17 protein-coding genes are annotated in these 19,796 nt (G+C 67.6%); 5 read left to right on the top strand and 12 right to left on the bottom strand.

From position 1 onward, the window contains the following. The 8 genes from yjfF to ACOYR3_RS14420 form a co-directional block, all read right to left on the bottom strand. The gene (gene yjfF / locus ACOYR3_RS14455) at positions 1–1,038 is read right to left on the bottom strand and encodes a galactofuranose ABC transporter, permease protein YjfF (RefSeq protein WP_422843058.1); all 1,038 of its coding nucleotides are present in this window, start codon (positions 1,036–1,038) and stop codon (positions 1–3) included. Continuing rightward, entirely contained in the window at positions 1,035–2,081 is a 1,047-nt protein-coding gene (locus ACOYR3_RS14450; protein ID WP_422843057.1) for an ABC transporter permease, read from the bottom strand. The genes yjfF and ACOYR3_RS14450 overlap by 4 nt, the downstream gene beginning before the upstream one ends. Continuing rightward, the gene (locus ACOYR3_RS14445; RefSeq protein WP_422843056.1) at positions 2,074–3,615 is read right to left on the bottom strand and encodes a sugar ABC transporter ATP-binding protein; all 1,542 of its coding nucleotides are present in this window, start codon (positions 3,613–3,615) and stop codon (positions 2,074–2,076) included. Before ACOYR3_RS14445 ends, ACOYR3_RS14450 begins: the two co-directional genes overlap by 8 nt. 8 nt (positions 3,616–3,623) lie before the next feature. Continuing rightward, positions 3,624–4,853, bottom strand: a complete 1,230-nt coding sequence (gene mmsB, locus ACOYR3_RS14440) for a multiple monosaccharide ABC transporter permease (RefSeq protein WP_422843055.1) — start codon at positions 4,851–4,853, stop codon at positions 3,624–3,626. A 60-nt stretch (positions 4,854–4,913) separates the two neighbouring features. Then, positions 4,914–6,509: a multiple monosaccharide ABC transporter ATP-binding protein gene (gene mmsA / locus ACOYR3_RS14435; protein ID WP_422843054.1), complete on the bottom strand. Its 1,596-nt coding sequence runs from the start codon at positions 6,507–6,509 to the stop codon at positions 4,914–4,916. A gap of 112 nt (positions 6,510–6,621) precedes the next feature. Next, positions 6,622–7,692: a multiple monosaccharide ABC transporter substrate-binding protein gene (chvE, locus tag ACOYR3_RS14430; protein WP_422843053.1), complete on the bottom strand. Its 1,071-nt coding sequence runs from the start codon at positions 7,690–7,692 to the stop codon at positions 6,622–6,624. A gap of 160 nt (positions 7,693–7,852) precedes the next feature. Beyond that, the gene (locus ACOYR3_RS14425; RefSeq protein ID WP_422843052.1) at positions 7,853–8,821 is read right to left on the bottom strand and encodes an ABC transporter substrate-binding protein; all 969 of its coding nucleotides are present in this window, start codon (positions 8,819–8,821) and stop codon (positions 7,853–7,855) included. Between the two features lie 56 nt (positions 8,822–8,877). Beyond that, entirely contained in the window at positions 8,878–10,329 is a 1,452-nt protein-coding gene (locus ACOYR3_RS14420) for an aldehyde dehydrogenase family protein (protein WP_422843051.1), read from the bottom strand. Between the two features lie 147 nt (positions 10,330–10,476). On the opposite strand from ACOYR3_RS14420, the gene ACOYR3_RS14415 reads away from it, so the two are divergent. Continuing rightward, positions 10,477–11,439 carry a LysR family transcriptional regulator gene (locus ACOYR3_RS14415; RefSeq protein ID WP_422843050.1) on the top strand — a complete coding sequence of 321 codons (963 nt, stop codon included), beginning with the start codon at positions 10,477–10,479 and terminating at the stop codon, positions 11,437–11,439. Positions 11,440–11,697: 258 nt separating this feature from the next. On the opposite strand, the gene ACOYR3_RS14410 is transcribed toward ACOYR3_RS14415, so the two are convergent. After that, entirely contained in the window at positions 11,698–12,519 is an 822-nt protein-coding gene (locus ACOYR3_RS14410) for an SDR family NAD(P)-dependent oxidoreductase (protein WP_422843049.1), read from the bottom strand. A 121-nt stretch (positions 12,520–12,640) separates the two neighbouring features. Between ACOYR3_RS14410 and ACOYR3_RS14405 the strand changes: the two genes are divergently transcribed. Both ACOYR3_RS14405 and ACOYR3_RS14400 read left to right on the top strand, forming a co-directional pair. Continuing rightward, entirely contained in the window at positions 12,641–13,594 is a 954-nt protein-coding gene (locus ACOYR3_RS14405) for an SMP-30/gluconolactonase/LRE family protein (protein WP_422843048.1), read from the top strand. An 80-nt stretch (positions 13,595–13,674) separates the two neighbouring features. After that, positions 13,675–14,616: an aldose 1-epimerase gene (locus ACOYR3_RS14400; RefSeq protein WP_422843047.1), complete on the top strand. Its 942-nt coding sequence runs from the start codon at positions 13,675–13,677 to the stop codon at positions 14,614–14,616. Between the two features lie 20 nt (positions 14,617–14,636). On the opposite strand, the gene ACOYR3_RS14395 is transcribed toward ACOYR3_RS14400, so the two are convergent. After that, positions 14,637–14,906: a hypothetical protein gene (locus ACOYR3_RS14395; RefSeq protein WP_422843046.1), complete on the bottom strand. Its 270-nt coding sequence runs from the start codon at positions 14,904–14,906 to the stop codon at positions 14,637–14,639. 233 nt (positions 14,907–15,139) lie between these two features. Between ACOYR3_RS14395 and ACOYR3_RS14390 the strand changes: the two genes are divergently transcribed. Next, positions 15,140–16,276: a GGDEF domain-containing protein gene (locus tag ACOYR3_RS14390; RefSeq protein WP_422843045.1), complete on the top strand. Its 1,137-nt coding sequence runs from the start codon at positions 15,140–15,142 to the stop codon at positions 16,274–16,276. Between the two features lie 123 nt (positions 16,277–16,399). On the opposite strand, the gene ACOYR3_RS14385 is transcribed toward ACOYR3_RS14390, so the two are convergent. Continuing rightward, positions 16,400–17,017, bottom strand: coding sequence for a molybdopterin-dependent oxidoreductase (locus tag ACOYR3_RS14385; RefSeq protein WP_291484387.1), 618 nt, complete (start codon positions 17,015–17,017; stop codon positions 16,400–16,402). 285 nt (positions 17,018–17,302) lie between these two features. Between ACOYR3_RS14385 and ACOYR3_RS14380 the strand changes: the two genes are divergently transcribed. Then, positions 17,303–18,508: an MFS transporter gene (locus tag ACOYR3_RS14380; protein WP_422843044.1), complete on the top strand. Its 1,206-nt coding sequence runs from the start codon at positions 17,303–17,305 to the stop codon at positions 18,506–18,508. Between the two features lie 20 nt (positions 18,509–18,528). Here the strand turns inward: ACOYR3_RS14380 and arsB are convergent, their stop codons facing one another. Next, positions 18,529–19,575 (bottom strand): ACR3 family arsenite efflux transporter, encoded by a 1,047-nt coding sequence (gene arsB / locus ACOYR3_RS14375; protein WP_422846596.1) that lies wholly within the window; start codon positions 19,573–19,575, stop codon positions 18,529–18,531. Positions 19,576–19,796: the final 221 nt, after the last annotated feature.

Genomic DNA, 19,796 nt, shown 5'->3' with positions numbered 1-19,796 from the left:
TCAACGGGCCTTGCCCGAGCGGCGCGAAAGCAGCCGCTGCAGCAGGCAGAAAGCAAAGAGCAGCACACCGACGACGATGCGCGTCCACCAGGAGCTGAGCGTGCCGTCGAAGGAAATCAGGGTCTGGATGATTCCGAGCATGAGCACGCCAAACAGCGTGCCCGCCACATAGCCCACGCCACCCGTGAGCAGCGTGCCGCCAATGACCACGGCGGCGATCGCGTCCAGCTCCATGCCCACGGCATGCAGGCCATAGCCCGACAGCATGTAGAACGTGAACACCACGCCCGCCAGCGCCGAGCAAAAGCCCGACAGCGTGTAGACACCAATGAGCGTGCGGCGCACCGGCAGGCCCATGAGCACGGCCGAGTGCTCGCTGCCGCCCACCGCATACACACTGCGACCGAACGGCGTGCAGTGCGCCACAAACAGGGCCACCAGCAGCACGGCGATGGCGATGAGCGCGCCCAGCGAGAGCGATGCGCCTTCCCATAGCGGCAGGCGCCATTGGGCCAGCTCCGAATAGCCCTCGTGTGTGATGCTGATGGAGTCGATGCTGATCAGGTAGCACAGCCCGCGCGCCAGGAACATGCCCGCCAGCGTGACGATGAAGGGTTGCAGCCGAAAGCGCTCGATGAGGAAACCCATGAACGCGCCAAACGCCGTGCCCATCAGCAGCACCAGCGGGATGGCGGCCATCGGGTTCCAGCCCCGGTGTTCCACCAGCGCGGCCAGCACCATGGTGGTCAGCGCCACCACGGAGCCCACCGAGAGGTCGATCCCGCCCGACAGGATCACGAACGTCATGCCCACCGCCACGATGATGAGGAAGGCGTTGTCGATCAGCAGGTTGAGGAACACCTGGGCCGAGAAGAACCCGGTGTACAGCACCGAGCCCAGCGTGGCCATGGCTACGAACAGCGAGATGGTGGCGGCCAGCGGCAGGTACTTGGGGTTGAATCGCGCGCGCTCGGCCGTGGCCTGTGGGGCAGGGTGCTTCACGGTGCCGAAGCCTGCAGTCTTGGGTACGGCGCTCATTGCAAAGCTCCCGCGCCGGGGCGACGTGCCAGGGCGCCCACTTGCGCCCGGAACTCGGGCGACTGCAGCAGCATCACGATGAACACCACCACGGCCTTCACCACCAGGTTGATCTCGGGCGGCACGCCCAGCGAGTAGATGGCGTATGTCAGCGTCTGGATGATGAGCGCGCCGATCACGCTGCCCACCAGGCTGAAGCGGCCACCGGTGAGCGCGGTGCCGCCCAGTGTGACGGCCAGGATGGCGTCCAGCTCCAGCAACTGCCCCGCGTTGTTGCCATCCGCACTCTTCACGTTGGAGCTGATGAGCAGCCCCGCAATGCCCGCGCAGACGCCGCAGAAAACGTACGCGGCCACAATGAGCCGCCCTGCCTGGACCCCCGCCACCCGCGCCGCCGTGGGGTTGATGCCCACAGCCTGGATGAACAGGCCCAGCGCCGTGCGCGTGATGGCCAGGTACAGCACGGCAAAGACCACGGCCACCACAAACAATGAGAAAGGCAGCCCCGCCAGATACCCGCCGCCCATGAAGAAGTAGGGCGTGTAGTAGATGGTGATGATCTGCCCGTCGGTGATGAGCTGGGCAATGCCCCGGCCCGCCACCATCAGGATCAGCGTGGCAATGATGGGCTGCATGCCCACCTTGGCGACCAGCACGCCATTCCACAGCCCGCACAGCAGCGCCACGCCGATGGCGCCCAGGATGGCAACGGGCAGCGGGAACCGGCTTTCGGTGCCTGACACAGAGCCGCCGATCAGCCACGCGGCCACCGCCGCGGCAATGGCGACCACGGCACCCACCGAGATGTCGATGCCGCGTGTGGCGATCACCAGCGTCATGCCCAGCGATACCAGCACCAGCGGTGCAGCGCGGTTCAGGATATCGATGAGGCTGCCGTACAGGTGGCCGTCGCGCCATTCAATGTGCAGAAAGCTGCTGTTGAAAACGGTGTTCACGATCAGCAGCAGCGCCAGCGTGATCAGCGGCCAGGCCAGGCGGTGGCGCAACAGCGCCGCCAAAAGGGAAGGGGAGCGTTCAGACATGTTCGGCAGCAATCAGGTCGTAGACGGCGTCCTCGCTGCTGCCTGCGGGCAGCTCACCCACCTTGTGGCGGTCGCGGAGCACCACGATGCGGTGCGCCACGCGCACCACCTCGCTCATTTCGGAAGAGATGAACAGCACGGCCATGCCCGCCTGCGCCAGGCGCAGGATCTGGTCCATGATTTCCTGCTTGGCGGCCACGTCGATGCCGCGCGTGGGTTCGTCCAGGATGAGCAGGCGCGGTTCGATGGCCATCCAGCGCGCAAGAATGGCCTTCTGCTGGTTGCCGCCCGAGAGCAAGCCGATGGGCTTGTCCACCGTCTCGGTCTTGATGCCCAGCAACTTCACGTAGCGCTCGGCCAGCGCCGTCTGCTCGGCGCGCGAGAGGAATTGGCCCACACCCATGCGCGCCTGCAGCGCCAGCGCAATGTTCTCGCGCACCGACAGCTCGGCCACGATGCCGTCGGTCTTGCGCTCTTCGGGGCACAGGGCCAGGCCGTGGCGGATGGCGTCCATGGGGTTCGCAAACTTGACCACCTGCCCGTCGATGCGCAGCGCGCCCCGGTCGGGCTGCTCCAGGCCAAAGAGCAGGCGCGCCAGCTCGGTGCGGCCCGAGCCCAGCAGCCCGGCCAGGCCCACCACCTCGCCCGCGCGGATCTGCAGGTCCAGCGGCTGCAGTTGCGTGTCTTGCCCCAGGCCCTCGGCCTGCAGCAGGGTGGCCTGGCGGCTGTCCACGATGGGTGCTGGTGCAGGTTGCTCCGACGCAGCAGCCAGGTCACGGCCCAGCATGGCAGCAATCAACGCCTGCGGGCCCAGGTCCTTAGCCAGCCACTCACCCACCCAGCTGCCATTGCGCAACACGGTGATGCGGTCCGACACGGCATACACCTGGTTCAAAAAGTGCGTCACAAAGACGATGGACAAGCCCTCGTTGCGCAGGCGCCGCAGCACCTCGAAGAGCTTTTGCACCTCGTCGTCGTCCAGGCTGGAGGTGGGCTCGTCCAGGATCAACACGCGCGACTCGATGCTCAGCGCCCGGGCAATCGCCACCAGCTGCTGCACGGCCACGGGGTAGTCCGACAGCAGGCGCGTCACGTCGATCTGCAGCCCGATGCGCGCCACCAGGTCGCGCGCGCGCTGGTGCAGCGTGGCCCAGTCGATGCGAAAACCCTGCGCAATGCCGCAGCGCGGGTAGCGGCCCGCAAAGATGTTCTCGGCCACCGAGAGGTTGGGGCAGAGGTTGACCTCCTGGTACACGGTGCTGATGCCCAGGCGCTGGGCGGCGAGGGGCGAATCGGGCCACACGGCCTCCTTGCCCAGCCGCATGTGACCGTCACTGGCCTCCAGCACCCCCGTCAGCACCTTGATCAGCGTGGATTTGCCTGCACCGTTCTGCCCCATTAGCGCGTGGATCTCGCCAGGGTAGAGGTTGAGCTGCACATCGCGCAGCACAGGGATGCCCGCAAACTGCTTGTGGATGCCCGAGAGCTGCAGCACCGGGGCAGTAGCGGGGGCGTGAGCGGTGGATGCGTCCATGGCAGCCGTCATGCCTTGTTCTTGTTGTAAACGTCTACGAGCACGGCGGCCAGCAGCACCACGCCTTTGATGACCTGCTGGTAGTCGATGCCGATGCCCAGGATGGACATGCCGTTGTTCATCACGCCCATCACAAAGGCGCCGATCACCGCGCCCATCACCTTGCCCACGCCGCCCGAGGCCGATGCGCCGCCGATGAAGCAGGCTGCAATCACGTCCAGCTCAAAACCCAGCCCCGCTTTGGGCGTGGCGGTGTTGAGCCGCGCTGCAAACACCAGCCCTGCCAGGGCCGCCAGCACGCCCATGTTGATGAAGGCGTACAGCGTGAGCCGCTCGGTCTTGATGCCCGAGAGCTTGGCCGCCTTCTCGTTGCCGCCCATGGCGTAGATGCGGCGGCCGATGGTGGTGCGGCTGGTGACGAAGTCGAACAGAACAATCAGCAGCGCCATCACGATGAGCACGTTGGGCAGGCCCTTGTACGACGCCAGGAGGTAGCTGAAGTACACGAGCAACCCGCCGAACACCACGGTGCGGAAGACGAACAGGCTGGCGGGCTCTGCCTGCACGCCATGGCGAAGGCGGTTGGCTCGCTCGCGCAGCCCGCCCAGGGCCAGCGCTACGGCCACGGCCGCGCCCAGCAGCAGCGAGGTCAGGCGCAGCCCTTCCATGCTGAACAGGTCGGGAATGAAGCCCGAGCTGAGCATCTGGAATTCCGGGGGGAAGGGCCCCACCGACTGGCCCGCCAGCAGAGCCAGCGCCAGCCCCTTGAACACCAGCATGCCCGCCAGTGTGACGATGAACGACGGAATGCGCGAGAACGCGACGAAGGCCCCCTGGATCGCGCCGATAAGGCCGCCGCACAGCAGGCACACCAGGGTGGCGGGAACGAAGTGCCAGTGGTATTCCACCATCAGCACCGCGGCCAGCGCGCCGATGAAGCCGCACACCGAGCCCACCGACAGATCGATGTGCCCGGCCACGATGACCAGCAGCATGCCCAGCGCCATGATGACGATGTAGCTGTTCTGCAGCACCAGGTTGGTCAGGTTCAAGGGCTGCATCAGCGTGCCCTCGGTCATGTACTGGAAGAAGCCCATGATGGCCACCAGCGTGATCAACATGCCGTACTCGCGCAGGTTGTGCTGCAGGTGGTGCAGCAGCGGCTTGCCGTGGTGCTGTGCCGCCGGTGCCGCGCTGTCTGCCACGGCTGCGTCGGTGGGGTGGGTGGTCTGGCTCATTTCGTCTCGTGTGATTTAGCGTTGATGTGTGGGCGCAATCGGCAGCTACTGGCGCGGCAGCTACGCGCGGCCGCCGTGCAAGGGCCGCCCCGCCGCACGGGCGGCGTCCCCCCCGGGGGGGATGGCGCGAAGCGCCTCAGGGGGGGCACTCACAATCGCCCGCATGATTCGTTCTTGGGATGCTTCGGCGGTGGGCATCTCGGCCACAAAGCGGCCTTCGTTCATCACATAGATGCGGTCGGTGATGCCCAGCAGCTCGGGCATCTCGGACGAGATCACGATCACGCACTTGCCTTCGGCCGCCATCTGGGCGATGAGGGTGTAGATCTCGTACTTGGCGCCCACGTCGATGCCGCGCGTGGGCTCGTCGAGAATGAGCACCTCGGGGTTGGTGAACAGCCATTTGCTCAGCACCACCTTCTGCTGGTTGCCGCCCGACAGGTTCAGCGTCTTCTGGTCCACGCCCGAGCAGCGGATGCGCAGCTTCTCGCGGTAGCCTTGCGCCACGCGGTGTTCCTGGCCGTTGTCGATCACGCTGGCAAAGGACACGCCTTTGAGGTGGGCCAGCGTGGTGTTGAACTGGATGTCCTCGTTCAGCACCAGCCCGTTGCCCTTGCGGTCCTCGGTGACATAGGCCAAGCCGTGGTGCACGGCCTTTTCCACCGTGCTCACGTCGATGGGCTGGCCATGCAGCCGCACCTCCCCGCTGATGCGCTGACCCCACGAGCGGCCGAAGATGCTCATCGCCAGTTCGGTGCGGCCTGCGCCCATCAAGCCGGCGATGCCCACGATTTCGCCGCGCCGCACGTGCAGGTCGATGCCCTTGAGGTGCTCGCGGTCCCCGCGCTGCGGGTGGTGGGCGCGCCAGTTGCGCACTTCAAAAACAATGTCGCCAATCTGCGGCTGGCGCTGGGGGTAGCGGTCGCTCATCTCGCGGCCCACCATGGCCTGGATCACCCGGTCCTCGCTCACCGGGCCCCGGCGGCAGTCCAGCATCTGCACCGTGCTGCCGTCGCGCAGCACGGTGATCGAGTCCGCCACGCGCGAGATTTCGCTCAGCTTGTGCGAGATCAGGATGCAGGTGATGCCCTGGGCTTTCAGCTCCAGCAGCAGGTCCAGCAGGGCCTGGCTGTCGTTCTCGTTGAGGCTGGCGGTGGGCTCGTCCAGGATCAGCAGGCGCACCTTGCGCGACAGCGCCTTCGCGATCTCCACCAGCTGCTGCTTGCCCAAGCCCAGCTGGCCGACCGGCGTTTCCGTCGATTCGCGCAGGCCCACCTTGGCGAGCAGCGCCTGGGCGCGGCTGTGCGCGGCCATCCAGTCGATGACGCCATGGCGTGCGGTTTCGTTGCCCAGAAAGATGTTTTCGGCAATGGACAGCAGCGGCACCAGGGCCAGCTCCTGGTGGATGATGATGATGCCCAGGTGCTCGCTGTCGCGGATGTCCGCGAACTGCCGCGCCTGGCCGTCGAAAACGATCTCGCCGCTGTAGCTGCCGTGCGGGTATACACCCGACAGCACCTTCATCAGCGTGGATTTGCCCGCCCCGTTCTCGCCGACGATGGCGTGGATCTCCCCGGCGCGCACGCCCAGGTTCACCTGGTTCAGCGCCACCACGCCGGGAAAGGTTTTGCGGATGTTCCGCATTTCTAGAAGCATGGTCTCAGAGTCTCTTGGCGGGCCCGAAGGCCGGCCTTGGCAAGGGTTGGGCTTCGGTGCCCCGTCTGCGAAAGGCCGCATGCGGGCCGCTCGGCCCGCATGCGGCGCGGACTCACTTGAGCTGCGATTCCTTGTAGTAGCCGCTGCCCACCAGTACCGCGTTCCAGTTGGACGCATCCACCGACACCGGCTTGAGCAGGAACGAGGGCACGACCTTCACGCCGTTGTTGTAGGTCTTGGTGTCGTTGATTTCGGGCTGCTTGCCCGACAGCACGGCGTCCACCATGTTGGCGGCCACCTTGGCCAGTTCGCGCGTGTCCTTGAACACGGTGGAGGACTGCTCGCCCTTGATGATCGACTTGACCGAAGGAACCTCGGCGTCCTGCCCGCTGACCACCGGGCAGGGCTGCTGGGGCGTGCAGTAGCCCACGCCCTTGAGGGACGACAGGATGCCGATGGACAGGCCGTCGTACGGCGACAGCACGGCATGCACCTTGTCCTTGCCGTAGTAGGCCGACAGCAGGTTGTCCATGCGCGCCTGGGCCACCGCGCCATCCCAGCGCAGCGTGCCCACCTTGTTCATGCCGGTCTGCTTGCTGCGCACCACCAGCTTGCCGCTGTCGATGTAGGGCTGCAGCACGCTCATGGCGCCGTCGTAGAAGAAGAAAGCGTTGTTGTCGTCGGGCGAGCCGCCGAACAGTTCGATGTTGAACGGGCCCTTTCCTTGCTTGAGGCCCAGCTTGTCCACGATGGAGGTGGCCTGCAGCACGCCGACCTGGAAGTTGTCGAAGGTGGCGTAGTAGTCCACGTTCTTCGATCCCTTGATGAGGCGGTCGTAGGCGATGACCTTCACGCCCTTGTCGGCCGCGTTCTGCAGCGCCTTGGACAGCGTGGTGCCGTCAATCGACGCGATCACCAGCACCTTGGCGCCCTTGGTGATCATGTTCTCGATCTGCGCGAGCTGGTTGGGGATGTCGTCTTCGGCGTACTGCAGGTCGGTCTTGTAGCCGCGGTCCTTGAGCACCTTGACCATGTTGTCGCCGTCGGCAATCCAGCGCGCCGACGACTTGGTGGGCATGGAGATGCCGATGGTGCCCTTGTCCTGGGCCGATGCCGCGGACGTGGCGCCGATGGCAGCCAGTGCCACGGTGGCCAGCACGGCCTTGAAAATTGCACGCTTCATTTGTTCTCGTCTCCTGTTGTGAATCTTTTGCTTTGATGAGCGCCTGGCAGCCACCGCTGCCTTCAAAGCCGGCGCGGCCAGTGCCACCGCGCAAGGGCCGCCCCGCCGCGCTGGTGGCGTCTCCCTCAGGGGAATGACGCCGCAGGCGGCTCAGGGGGAGTCAATACTTGCGGTTAGGAAATTCCTTGGCGGCCACTTCCATCGGGAAGATGCCTTCCTCGGTCACGATGCGCTTGGGCACGGACTTGCCCGCCTTGATGTCCTTCACGGCGCTCATCAGCTGCGGGCCCAGCAGCGGGCTGCATTCCACGCTCACGTTGAGCTTGCCGGCCATCATGGCTTCGAAGGCGCCCTTCACGGCGTCGATGGAGATGATCACGATGTCCTTGGCAGGCTTCATGCCGGCTTCTTCGATGGCCTGGATGGCGCCGATGGCCATGTCGTCGTTGTGTGCGTACAGCACGTTGATCTTCTTGCCTTCGGCCTTCAGGAAGGCTTCCATCACTTCCTTGCCCTTGGCGCGGGTGAAGTCGCCGGTCTGGCTGCGGATGATCTTGAACTTGGGGTCGGCCTTGATGACTTCCTCAAAGCCCTTCTTGCGGTCGATGGCGGGGGCCGAGCCCACGGTGCCTTGCAGCTCGACGATGTTGACCTCTCCCTTATGGTCCTTCATCTTCTCCACCAGCCAGCGCCCGGCCTTGCGGCCTTCTTCCACGAAGTCCGATCCCATGAAGGTCACGTAGAGCGACGTGTCCTTGGTGTTCACCGCGCGGTCGGTCAGCACCACGGGGATCTTGGCGGCCTTGGCCTCGCGCAGCACGGGTTCCCAGCCCGACTCGACCACGGGCGAGAAGGCGATCACGTCCACCTTCTGCGCGATGAAAGAGCGGATGGCCTTGATCTGGTTCTCCTGCTTTTGCTGCGCGTCGGAGAACTTCAGCTCGATGCCGGCCTCCTTGGCGGCGGCCTTGATGGACTCGGTGTTGGCGGTGCGCCATTCGCTCTCGGCCCCCACCTGGCTGAAGCCCAGCACGAGGGGCTTTTGTGCCCAGGCAGCGCCGGGCAGCAGGGTGGCCACGGGCACAGCGGCCAGAGCGGCAGCAACGGTGCGGCGGTTCATCTTCGTCATCTCTTGTCTCCTGTCTTTGATAGTTGGTTGACGATGGTTGCGGGATCGAAAAGCGACTAGGCCAGCATGTAGCCCGTCTTGACCGTGGTGTAGAACTCGGCTGCGTAGCGCCCCTGTTCGCGGGCGCCGTAGCTCGACTCCTTGCGGCCGCCAAAGGGCACGTGGAAGTCCACGCCCGCCGTGGGCAGGTTCACCATGGTCATGCCCACGGCGGCGTGGCGCTTGAAGTGCATGGCGTGCTTGAGCGAGGTGGTGCACAGGCCCGCGCACAGGCCGTAGGGCGTGTCGTTGGCAAGGGCCAGTGCGTGCTCGTAGCCGTCGGCGCGCAGCACGCAGGCCACGGGGCCGAAGATTTCCTCGCGCGCCACGCGGTGCTCGGGGCGGGCCAGGAAGAGGGCGGGGCTCATGTAATGGCCTGGGGTGGGGCGCTCCAGGCGCTCGCCACCCCAGACATGCTCCGCCCCCTCATTGCGCGCAATGTCGATGTAGCCCAGGTTCTGGGCCAGCTGGTGCTCGTCCACCACGGGGCCCATTTCGGTGGCCCGCTCCAGCGCGTGGCCCACCTTCAGGTGGGCCAGCCGGTTGCGCAGGCGGGCCACGAAGGCGTCGTGCACTTCGGCTTCCACGATCAGGCGGCTCGATGCCGTGCAGCGTTGGCCGGTGGAGAAGTACGAGCCCTGCAGCGCGCAGTCCACCGCCTGGTCCAGGTCTGCGTCGGCCAGCACGATGAGCGGGTTCTTGCCGCCCATCTCTAGCTGCACCTTGGCGCGCCGTGCTGAGGCCGCGCGCAGGATGCGGTCGCCGGTCGATACAGAGCCGGTAAAGCTCAGCGCGTTGACCAGCGGGTGGTCCACCAGCGTCTGGCCCACCTCGCGGCCGCTGCCCATGATGAGGTTGAACGCACCGGCGGGCAGGCCGCTGCGACTGATGATTTCGGCCAGCGCCCAGCCACAGGCGGGTACCAGCTCGGCGGGCTTGAACACCACGGTGTTGCCGTACGCCAGGGCCGGGGCAATCTTCCAGGCCGGGATGGCGAACGGGAAGTTCCACGGCGCGATGATGCCCACCACACCCACGGGCTCCCGCGTCACGTCCACCTGCACGCCCTGGCGCACCGAGGCCAGCAGCTCGCCCTGAATACGCAGCGCCTCGCCCGCAAAGAACTTGAAGATCTGCCCGCTGCGCGCCACCTCGGCAATGCCCTCGGGCAGGGTCTTGCCTTCCTCGCGCGCCAGCAGGGCGCCCAGCTCGTCCTTGCGCGCCAGCAGTTCGCTGCCGACGAAGTCCAGCACGTCGGCGCGGCGCTGGGGCGTGCTCTGGCTCCAGGTGGGCAGGGCGTCTGCGGCGGCGCGCACGGCCAGCTCGGTCTGGTTGCGGTCGGCGCGGGCGTACTCGGCGACGACTTCGCGGGTGTCGGACGGGTTGGTGCTGACGCCGGTGGTGGTGCCGATCTCCCAGCGGCCGTTGATGAGGTGCCGGGGGTTGAGCTGGAGTTCGCCGTGCTTCATGGACGCAGGCCGTGGCCGTGGTGGTTGCAAGTGCGGCGAAGTCTAGGCAAGGTTTTGATATCAATCCAATCAATTTTTAGACAAAATAGATATCGTTCTTTGCATTCTGGAAAACCCCTCCCGTCCTCTCCGTGACGGCATCTGTTCATGAGCACCTACAACCACTGGTTCATCCGCGCCCGCTTGAAGACGCGCCAGCTCCTGCTGCTGGTGGCCCTGGCTGAAGAGGGCAACATCCACCGCGCCGCCCAGGTGCTCAGCATGACGCAGCCGGCAGCGTCCAAGCTGCTCAAGGACCTGGAGGACGTGCTGGAGGTGCCGCTGTTCGAGCGCCTGCCGCGCGGCATGCGGCCCACCTGGTATGGCGAAACGATGATCCGCCACGCCCGCATGGCCCTGGCCAACCTGAACCAGGCGCACGACGAGATCGGTGCGCTCAAAAGGGGACATTACGGCCAGGTGGGTATCGGCGCCATCACCTCGCCGGGCCTGAGCCTGCTGCCCGCCGCCGTGGCCGTGGTGAAGCAGGAGCACCCCAGCCTGCGCATCTCGCTGGACATCGAGACCAGCCCGGTGCTGCTGGAGCGGCTGGAGCTGGGCAAGCTCGACATCGTCGTGGGGCGCCTGTACGAGGAGCACGACAAGGAGAACCTGCGCTACGAGTCACTGACGGAGGAGCTGGTCTGCGCCATCACCCGCCCGGGCCATCCGCTGTCGAGCATGAGCGGGCTGACGCTGCGCGACGTGGTCTCGGCCGGCTGGATCGTGCCGCCGGCCGGGAGCGTGCTGCGCCACCGGTTCGACCTGATGTTCCAGCAGGACGGGCTGGCGCCGCCGCTGCACACGGTGGAGACTTCGGCCCTGCTGTTCATCACGCGCATGCTGCAGCAGAGCGACATGATCGCGGTGGTGGCGGAGGATGTGGCGCGCTACTACGCTGCGCATGGCATCGTGACCGTGCTGCCCCTGGCGATGCCGTGCCACATGGATGCGTTCGGGATCATCACGCGGTCGGACCGGCTGCTGTCGCCGGCGGCGAAGGTGATGATGCAGGCGCTCAAGCAGACGAGCCTGGTGCAGTATGGCCGGCGGCTGGAGGCGGGGGACTGAGGTTTTGAAGCGGATTGGCCGCAAAGGCCTGTGGAGCAAGCGCTGGCAGCTATTATTTCTGTAGTGCATGGCTTCTGTCCGTTCGGGCTGAGCCTGTCGAAGCCGGGACGTGCCGGTTAGAGAGGTGTGGCGAACGAGCGCTCAAGCCCAGGCTTCGACAGGCTCAGCCCGAACGGCTTTGAGTGGGCCACCACTGCAAAAACAATAGCTGCCAGCGTTTGATGGATAAGCGCCAGAGCCCAAGAAAATCTCAAAAACTCACACCCACCCTGCATCCACCTTGAACTCCTGCGCGGTGCACATCGCCGCGTCGTCCGACGCGAGAAACAGCACCATGCGTGCGATGTCGTGCGGCCGCAGCTTGTCCGGCAGGCACTGGTTGCGGGCAATTTCCTGCTCCCCTTCGGCGTCCAGCCACAGCTTGATCTGCCGCTCCGTCATCACCCAGCCGGGCGACACGGTGTTGATGCGGATGCGGTCCTGCCCCAGCGTCTTGGCCAGCCCGCGGGTCAGCCCGTTCACCGACGACTTGGCGATCGCGTAGCAGGGGTAGCCCGCGCCCTTGCCCTGCCAGCCGGTGGAGCCCAGGTTGATGACCGAGCCGCCGCCGCGCTTGCGCATGCCCGGCACCACGGCCTGGATGGCAAAGAAGGCGGGGCGCTCGTTGATGGCCATGCGCTCGTCGTAGTAGCCGGGCGTCACGGATTCCAGCGTGTGCCGGTCGTCGCTGGCCACGTTGTTCACCAGCACTGCGAAATCGCTGCCCAGGTCGGCCGCAGCGTCGGCCACGCAGGCCTGCAGGGCGGCGATGTCGCGCACATCGCACACGCGCCACCAGGGGCGGGGCAGGCCGGCGTCGGCCAGGTGCTGGGCCAGTGCCTCGCTGGCCTCGCGGGCCACGTCCACAAACGCCACCCGGGCGCCTTGCTCGGCAAACGCCGCCACGATGGCGGCGCCAATGCCGCTGCCGCCGCCGGTCACAAACACGGCGCGGCCTTGCAGGCTGGGGAAACGGGCCAGGCCCTCGGGGGCGCCCGTGGCGTCGGTGGAAGACGAAGAGGGGGTGAAGAGCTTTGACATATAAATATTGCAATCAATAAATGGCAAAAAAATTCATTTCAAGTATCAATTGACGTTGATAAGATGCCGCTCGTCAAGTGCCTGGCGGCAGGCCGACGCAAAAAAAGAGACGGAGACACGCGTGCGCCCTTTGCCGGAGACCCCCCTTTCCCCGCCGCTCCCGCCCGCAGCTGCAGCAGCCGTCGAAACCGGCGCGGTGCGCTGCGTGCTGGCCCCGGGCAACGCCCTGGGCGAAGGCGTGCTGTGGTCCGTGCGCGAGCAGGTGGTGTACTGGGTGGACATCCTGCAGCGCGAATTGCACCGTTGGGACCCTGCGACCCAGGCCCACCAACGCTGGGCCTTTGCCGAAGAGATTTCCGCACTGGGCGAGCGGGCCCATGCACCGGGCTTCATCGTCACGCTGCGCCGCGGCTTTGCGCTGTTCGACCCGGCCGCCGACGCGGCCCCCCGCTACCTGTACCAGCCTGAGCCGGAGCGCACCGGGAACCGCTTCAACGACGGCAAGTGCGATGCGCAGGGCCGCTTCTGGGGCGGCAGCATGGACTTTGCCTGCCAGGAGCCCACTGGCGCCTTGTACAGCTACACCCCTGCCGGCGCCTGCACACGCCACGACGACGGCTTTGCGGTGACCAACGGCCCCGCCTGGGCGCCCACCGCCCAGGGCCCGGCCATGTTCTTCAACGACACGGCGCAGGGCGCCACCTACCGCTACCGCTGGGACCCGGTGGCCGGCACCGTGCGCGACAAGACCCTGTGGAAGCGCTGGCCCGCCGCCGACGGCGTGCCCGATGGCATGACCACCGATGCCGATGGCCGCCTGTGGATTGCGCACTGGGGCGGCGGCTGCGTGACCTGCCACGACGCCGACACGGCCCATGAGCTGGCGCGCATCCCGCTGCCCGCAAGCCAGGTCACCAACTGCGCCTTTGGCGGCGCGGACCTGCGCACGCTCTACATCACCTCCGCACGCACGGGCCTCAGCCCCGGGCAGCTGGCGGCCGAGCCGCTGGCCGGCGCGTTGTTCGCGGTGGACACCGCGGCCCGTGGCCTGCCGGCCCCGCTGTTTGGCGGCTGACGCTGCCGCCGCCCCGCAGCCGCGTGGCGGCCTGCGGCTTCCCCATCCCTTTGCGATTTTCTTGAAGAAAGCCCTGCCGCATGGCCGATGTGTCTTCCTCCCATCCCATCGTCTGGCTGCGCCACGCCGGGCAGCACCTGGGCCTGGTGCCCACGCTGGGCGGCAGCGTGGCCGCCTGGCAGCTGGACGATCCGCGCAGCGCCGCCGGCCGCGTGGACCTGTGGCGGCCGTGGGACGGCGCCACGCCCGACCTGTACCGGCTGGCCTCGTTCGCGATGGTGCCGTGGTCCAACCGCATCAGCGGCGGCGGCTTCGAGCACGCGGGGCGGTTCCATCCCCTGCGGCCCAACCGGGCGGGCGAGCCGTATCCCATCCATGGCGACGGCTGGCTGCAGCCCTGGGAGCTCACCCAGCCCGCCGCGGACACGCTGCAAATGGCGCTGCGGTCGCGGCAGTTCGACGGCAACCCCTATGACTACCACTGCGTGCAGACCTTCCGGCTGGTGGAGGGCGGGCTGGACCAGTCGGTGGAGGTGCGCCATCTGGGCGATGCGCCCTTGCCCTACGGCCTGGGGCTGCACCCGTGGTTTCCGCGCACGCCCGGCACGCGCATCACCGCGCCCGTGCAGGCCGTGTGGCTCAGCGGTGCCGACCCGCTGCCCACCCGCCACACCCCGCAGTTCCCCGCGGGGTGGGACCTAAATGCGGGCATCGCCGCCCACGGTAGCCTGATCGACAACGGCTACACCGGCTGGGGCGGCACCGCGCAGATCGAATGGCCCGAGCGCGGCCTGGGCCTGGCCGTGCACATGCCTGACTTTGAGCGCGACGGCGGGGTGGCGCACCATTACTGCCTGGTGTACCGCCCCGAAGCCGGCCCCGCGTTCTGCTTCGAGCCCATCACCCAGCCCATCGATGCCTTCCACCTGCCGCAGCGGCCGGGACTGCGCACGCTGGCGCCGGGGGAATCGATGGTGCTGCGCGTGCAGTGGCGCCACTACCGCCTGGGCGCTGCGGCGTAGCCACGAAGCCCGCGGCACGCTCAACGGGCGGTGGTGCCGCCTGCGCGCGGGCCGGCGTTGGCCGCATCGTTGCGGTCGCGGGCCCGCTGCTCGTCCACCAGTTCCTGTTCTGCCGGGCTCGTTTCGTCGTGGCCGGGAGCCAGGCGGTGGCCTGACGCATCCACGCGGTCGGCGGGGCCGATGACCGGCGCTTCGCCGCCGGGGCGGTTGCCGCAGGCATCGACGGTCTGGGCGTCTTCATCCTTCAGGCCGTACTGGCCGTAGTTGGGCGGGGAGCGTTTCTGGACCATGGAGTTTCCTTCCTTTCCTGCAGAGCGCGCTCTGAAGAGCGCGGAGGCGGCATGCTTTGCCATGCAGCCAGTGTTCACCCAGGAAGGCGTGCGGGCCTGTGGGGTGCGCCCCGCTGCGCATGTAGGACAGACCCGCAGCGGGCCCTGTGCGGCACCGATCAGGGCTTTTGACGGGCCTTTGCGGGTGTTACCCGACTGCCGGGCGGCCGGGTTGCGGGCACACTTGCAAACTTATGAATGTGATCGACCCGCGCACTGCCATCGTGCTGCTCAGCGCCATGAGCGCCCTGATGGCCCTGGTGCTGTACGCCCTCAAACGCAGTTACCCGGCCAGCATCGGCGGGCTGGGCAGTTGGGCCCAGGCCCTGGCGGTCATCGTCGCGGGCGGCATCCTGGCGGCCTCGCGCGGGCAACTGCCCGAGGTGTTCACCACCGTGGTTCCCAATTTTCTGCTGGGCTGGGGGGTGTACGGTATGTACGCCGGCTCGCAGCGCTTTTACGGGGTGGCGCCCGACACCCTGCGCTGGCTGGGCATTGTCGGGGCCGTGGTGCTGGCCACCGCCTGGTTCACCTGGGGCGATCCGGACTACGCCGCGCGGCTGCGGCTGATGGTTGCGCTGATGGCCGTGGTGTTCTCCCTGCACGCAGCCTTCATCATCCGGCGCGGGCTTGGCAGTTTCTCGCGCGGGCTGGTCGCCACGGTGCTGGTGTGCATTGCGGCGGTGCAGGTGGTGCGGCTTGCCTCCACCTTCGTGTGGCTACCGGGAAACACCATCCTGGATGCGTCGCCCCTGCATGCGTTCTTCATCGCCACCTTTTCCGTCTCCGTCCTGCTGTTTTCGGTGGGCGCGGTGCTGATGGCCGGCGACCGCCTGCGCGCCGAGCTGGAGCACCTGGCCACCCGCGACTCGCTGACGAACACGCTCACCCGGCGCTACATGGACGAGGCGTGCGCCGCAGAGCTGGAGCGCAGCCGCCGCAGCGGGCAGCCGATCGCGTTCCTGATGATGGACCTGGACCATTTCAAGGCCATCAATGACACGCACGGCCACCAGGTCGGCGACCACGTGCTGGTGGAGTTTGCCGCCAAGGTGCAGCGGCAGCTGCGCAAGTCGGACTTGCTGGGGCGTTTTGGGGGCGAGGAGTTCGCGCTGCTGCTCCCCAACACCTCGCGCGAGGCCGCCCTGCAGGTGGCCGAGCGCATCCGCGCAGCCTGTGTGCCCAAGGCGGGGGAAGTGGGCTGCACCGTCAGCATCGGCCTGACCCTGGGCCTGCCCGAGAACGACACCCTGGACAAGCTGCTGGCCCGCGCGGACTCGGCGCTGTACCAGGCCAAGAACACGGGTCGCAACCGCGTGGCCGTCGGCTGACGGGCCCGCTCAGCGCCTTTTTTTTCGCGCCGCACCCGTTCTTTTGGGCATTGAAATCGCCGGAAAGCGCCTTCTGGAATGCGCAAATAACTATCAAAAAAGGAGCAATCCGGGTGCCGTCCGCTACGCCTTCTTGACCTCGATGTGGTACAGCCCCCAGGGGCACTGGGCAAAACGCTCCTTGACGGGCTTGTCCTTGAACGCGGGCAGCACGTCTGCGTCGTACACGGCCCACTGGGGGCCCAGGCCGCCCAGGGCCATGGGCTGGCCGTCGATATGGGTGGCCACCAGCATTCGCCAGGCCTGGACGTCGGCCATGCTCACGGTCACGTTGTAGCCGTCCACCGCGCGCAGCACCACCTGCACGGGGCTGCCGGCCGGCACGCCGGCCGCCGCGAGCACGGTGGTGAGCAAGGGGCCCTTGAGCGTGTGGGGCTTGCTGTCGTATTCCAGCGTGGGCTTGATGGTCACCTGCGGCATGCGGTGCAGGGCGGCGGCGTCCAGTGCGCAGGCCTCGCTGAACTGGATGCCGTGCTTGCCCATCATCTGGTCGATCACGGGGTCGAGCGCCCCGCGGTTGGGCCGGGTGATGGCCCCGCTGAGGGTCAGCAGCGCCGGCCCGCCGGACGCCTTGGGGCCAGGCGCCGCCTGGCTGGCGCCGCTGGCGGCCCACAGGCCCGCCAGGCCCATGCCGGCGCTCACAAAGCTGCGTTTGTTCAGGGTTTTGCTTGTCGTCGTCATGCCGTTCTCCTCGCTGGATCGTCATCAAGGCGCGCATCATAAGGATCCTCTTCACGAATCGTCACGCCGTGTGCATCTGCGGTCTCGGGTGGTCTGCTGCGTTGCAAAGCCTCGCAATAGCACCTGCTATTGCTGCGTTTGGCGCCTTGCAGCCCCTCCCGATCCGCAGCGCCCACTTTCCGCTCGATTCGTGCAGAGCATCCTTCGCGCAAGGCCGCCGCCGGTGCCAGCGCGCAATGACCGTGCGCGCACGCGGCGGCGCGCCGCCCCCCACAATCGGCGTCCATGACGTCCGATTCCACCATGCTGCGCCTGCTGGGGCTCGCAGCCTTCACCAGCATGGCCTCCATGCGCGTGTGCGACCCCATGCTGGTCGCGCTCTCCCACGAGTTCCACGTCACCACGGGCGATGCCTCGGCCGTGGTGGCCGCCTTTGCCGTGGCCTACGGCGTGCTGCAGCTGGTGTACGGCCCGCTGGGCGACCGGTGGGGCAAGGCGCAGGTGACCACGCTGGCCGCCGGTGCATGCGCGCTGTTCAGCGCGGCGACGGCGCTGGCGCCGGGCTTCGCGGTGCTGGTGGCGGCGCGCGCGGGCATGGGGGCCACGGCCGCCGGGATCATTCCGCTGGCCATGGCCTGGATCGGAGACCAGGTGCCCTACGAACGCCGGCAGGAGACGCTGGCGCGCCTCATGGGCGCCACCGTCACCGGCATGATGGCCGGGCAGTGGTTTGGCGGCTTCGCCACCGAGACGCTGGGCTGGCGCGCGGCCTTTGCCGTGCTGTCGCTGCTGTTCCTGACCGCGGCCGTGCTGCTGTGGCGGCACCTGCGGGCCGCTGCCGCTGCGGCTGCAGCGCAGGGCGGCCCGGCGCCCGCAAAGCCGCCGTTCTCGCTGGCCGCCTACCTGGGGGGCACGGCCGCGCTGCTGCGCATGCCGCGCGTGCGCTGGGTGCTGGCCGTGGTGGCGATCGAAGGGGCGCTGGCCTTTGGCACGCTGGCCTTCGTGCCGGCGCGCATGGTGTCGGGCTACGGCCTCTCGGCCGCCGCGGCCGGGGGCGCCATGGTGCTGTACGGCGTGGGCGGCCTGGCCTACAGCCTGCTGGCGCGGCGCTGGCTGGCGCTGCTGGGCGAGCAGGGCCTGGCGCTCACGGGCAGCGCGCTCATTGCGACCGGGCTGGTGCTGCTGGCCTGGTCGCCGCAGGTGGGCTGGGCGGTGCTGGGCTGCTTCACGGCCGGGCTGGGGTTCTACATGCTGCACAACACGCTGCAGGTGCAAGCCACGCAGATGGCCCCGCAGGCGCGGGGCACGGCGGTGACGCTGTTTGCGTGCCTGCTGTTCCTGGGGCAATCCACGGGCGTGCTGCTGGTGGCTTTCAGCGTGGACCGGGGCTGGCTGCCGGCCGTGTTCACGGCCGCCGCGCTGGGCGTGCTGGTGCTGGGCGGCCTGGTGTCGCGGCGGGTGCAAGGGCGCGTCGCCGCAGCCCCTGCTTGACCGAACAGGCGACCGGCGGCTCAGTCGCGGGTCTTGTCGCGCACCTTGACGTGCGCCTCGTACCAGGGCTTGCTGCGGTTGACCACCGCCACCACCAGCAACATCACCGGCACCTCGATCAGCACGCCCACCACCGTGGCCAGCGCCGCGCCGGAATGAAAGCCGAACAGGCTGATGGCGGTGGCCACGGCCAGCTCGAAGAAGTTGGAGGCGCCGATGAGTGCCGACGGGCAGGCAACGCTGTGCTGCTCGCCCACCGCGCGGTTCAGGCCGTAGGCCAGCGCCGCGTTGAACAGCACCTGCACCAGGATGGGCACGGCCAGCAGGGCGATCACCAGCGGCTGCTGCAGGATGGCCTCGCCCTGGAAGGCGAACAGCAGCACCAGCGTGGCCAGCAGCGCGGCAATGGACCACGGCCCGGTGCGCGCCACCGCCGCGTCGAAGGCGGCCTGGCCGCGGCGCAGCAGCCGCCGGCGCAGCCACTGGGCCAGCACCACCGGCACCACGATGTACAGCACCACCGAGGTGAGCAGCGTGTCCCACGGCACGGTGATGGCCGACAGGCCTAGCAAGAAGGCCACCAGCGGCGCAAACGCCACGACCATGATGCTGTCGTTGAGCGCCACCTGCGACAGCGTGAACAGCGGGTCGCCGCCCGTGAGGCGGCTCCACACGAACACCATGGCCGTGCAGGGCGCGGCGGCCAGCAGGATAAGCCCGGCGATGTAGCTGTCGATTTGCTCGGCGGGCAGGTACGGGGCAAACAGCTGGCGGATGAAGATCCAGCCCAGCAGCGCCATCGAGAACGGCTTGACCAGCCAGTTGACGAACAGCGTCACGCCAATGCCGCGCACATGCTGGCGCACCTGGGCCAGCGCGCCAAAGTCCACCTTCAGCAGCATGGGGATGATCATCACCCAGATGAGCAAGCCCACCGGCAGGTTGACGCGCGCCACCTCCAGCGCACCCACGGCGCGGGCCGCGCCGGGCAGCCACTGGCCCAGCGCGATGCCCGCCACGATGCACAGCAGCACCCAGACGGTGAGGTAGCGCTCGAACACCGCCATGCCAGCGGCCGGGGAGGGGGGCAACGCGTTGGCAGCAGGGCGTTGCAAAGGGTTTGGTTGCAGGGGCATTTCAGTTATCCATTGCGCTGCGCGCCACTCGCAATGCATGAAACTGGCGCGGCCCAAACCAGTGCACCCGTGGAACTGGCTTTGCCAGGCCACCGGGCGCGTCCCCCTCCGGCGCAGCCAGAGAGGGGTGAAGGCGCGAAGCGACTCAGGGG

It is taken from the genome of Acidovorax sp. M2(2025) (assembly GCF_049330835.1).
Lineage (GTDB): Bacteria > Pseudomonadota > Gammaproteobacteria > Burkholderiales > Burkholderiaceae_C > Acidovorax.
The sequence above is the reverse complement of the archived record's forward strand: the minus strand, read 5'-3'. Positions and strand labels throughout refer to the sequence as shown.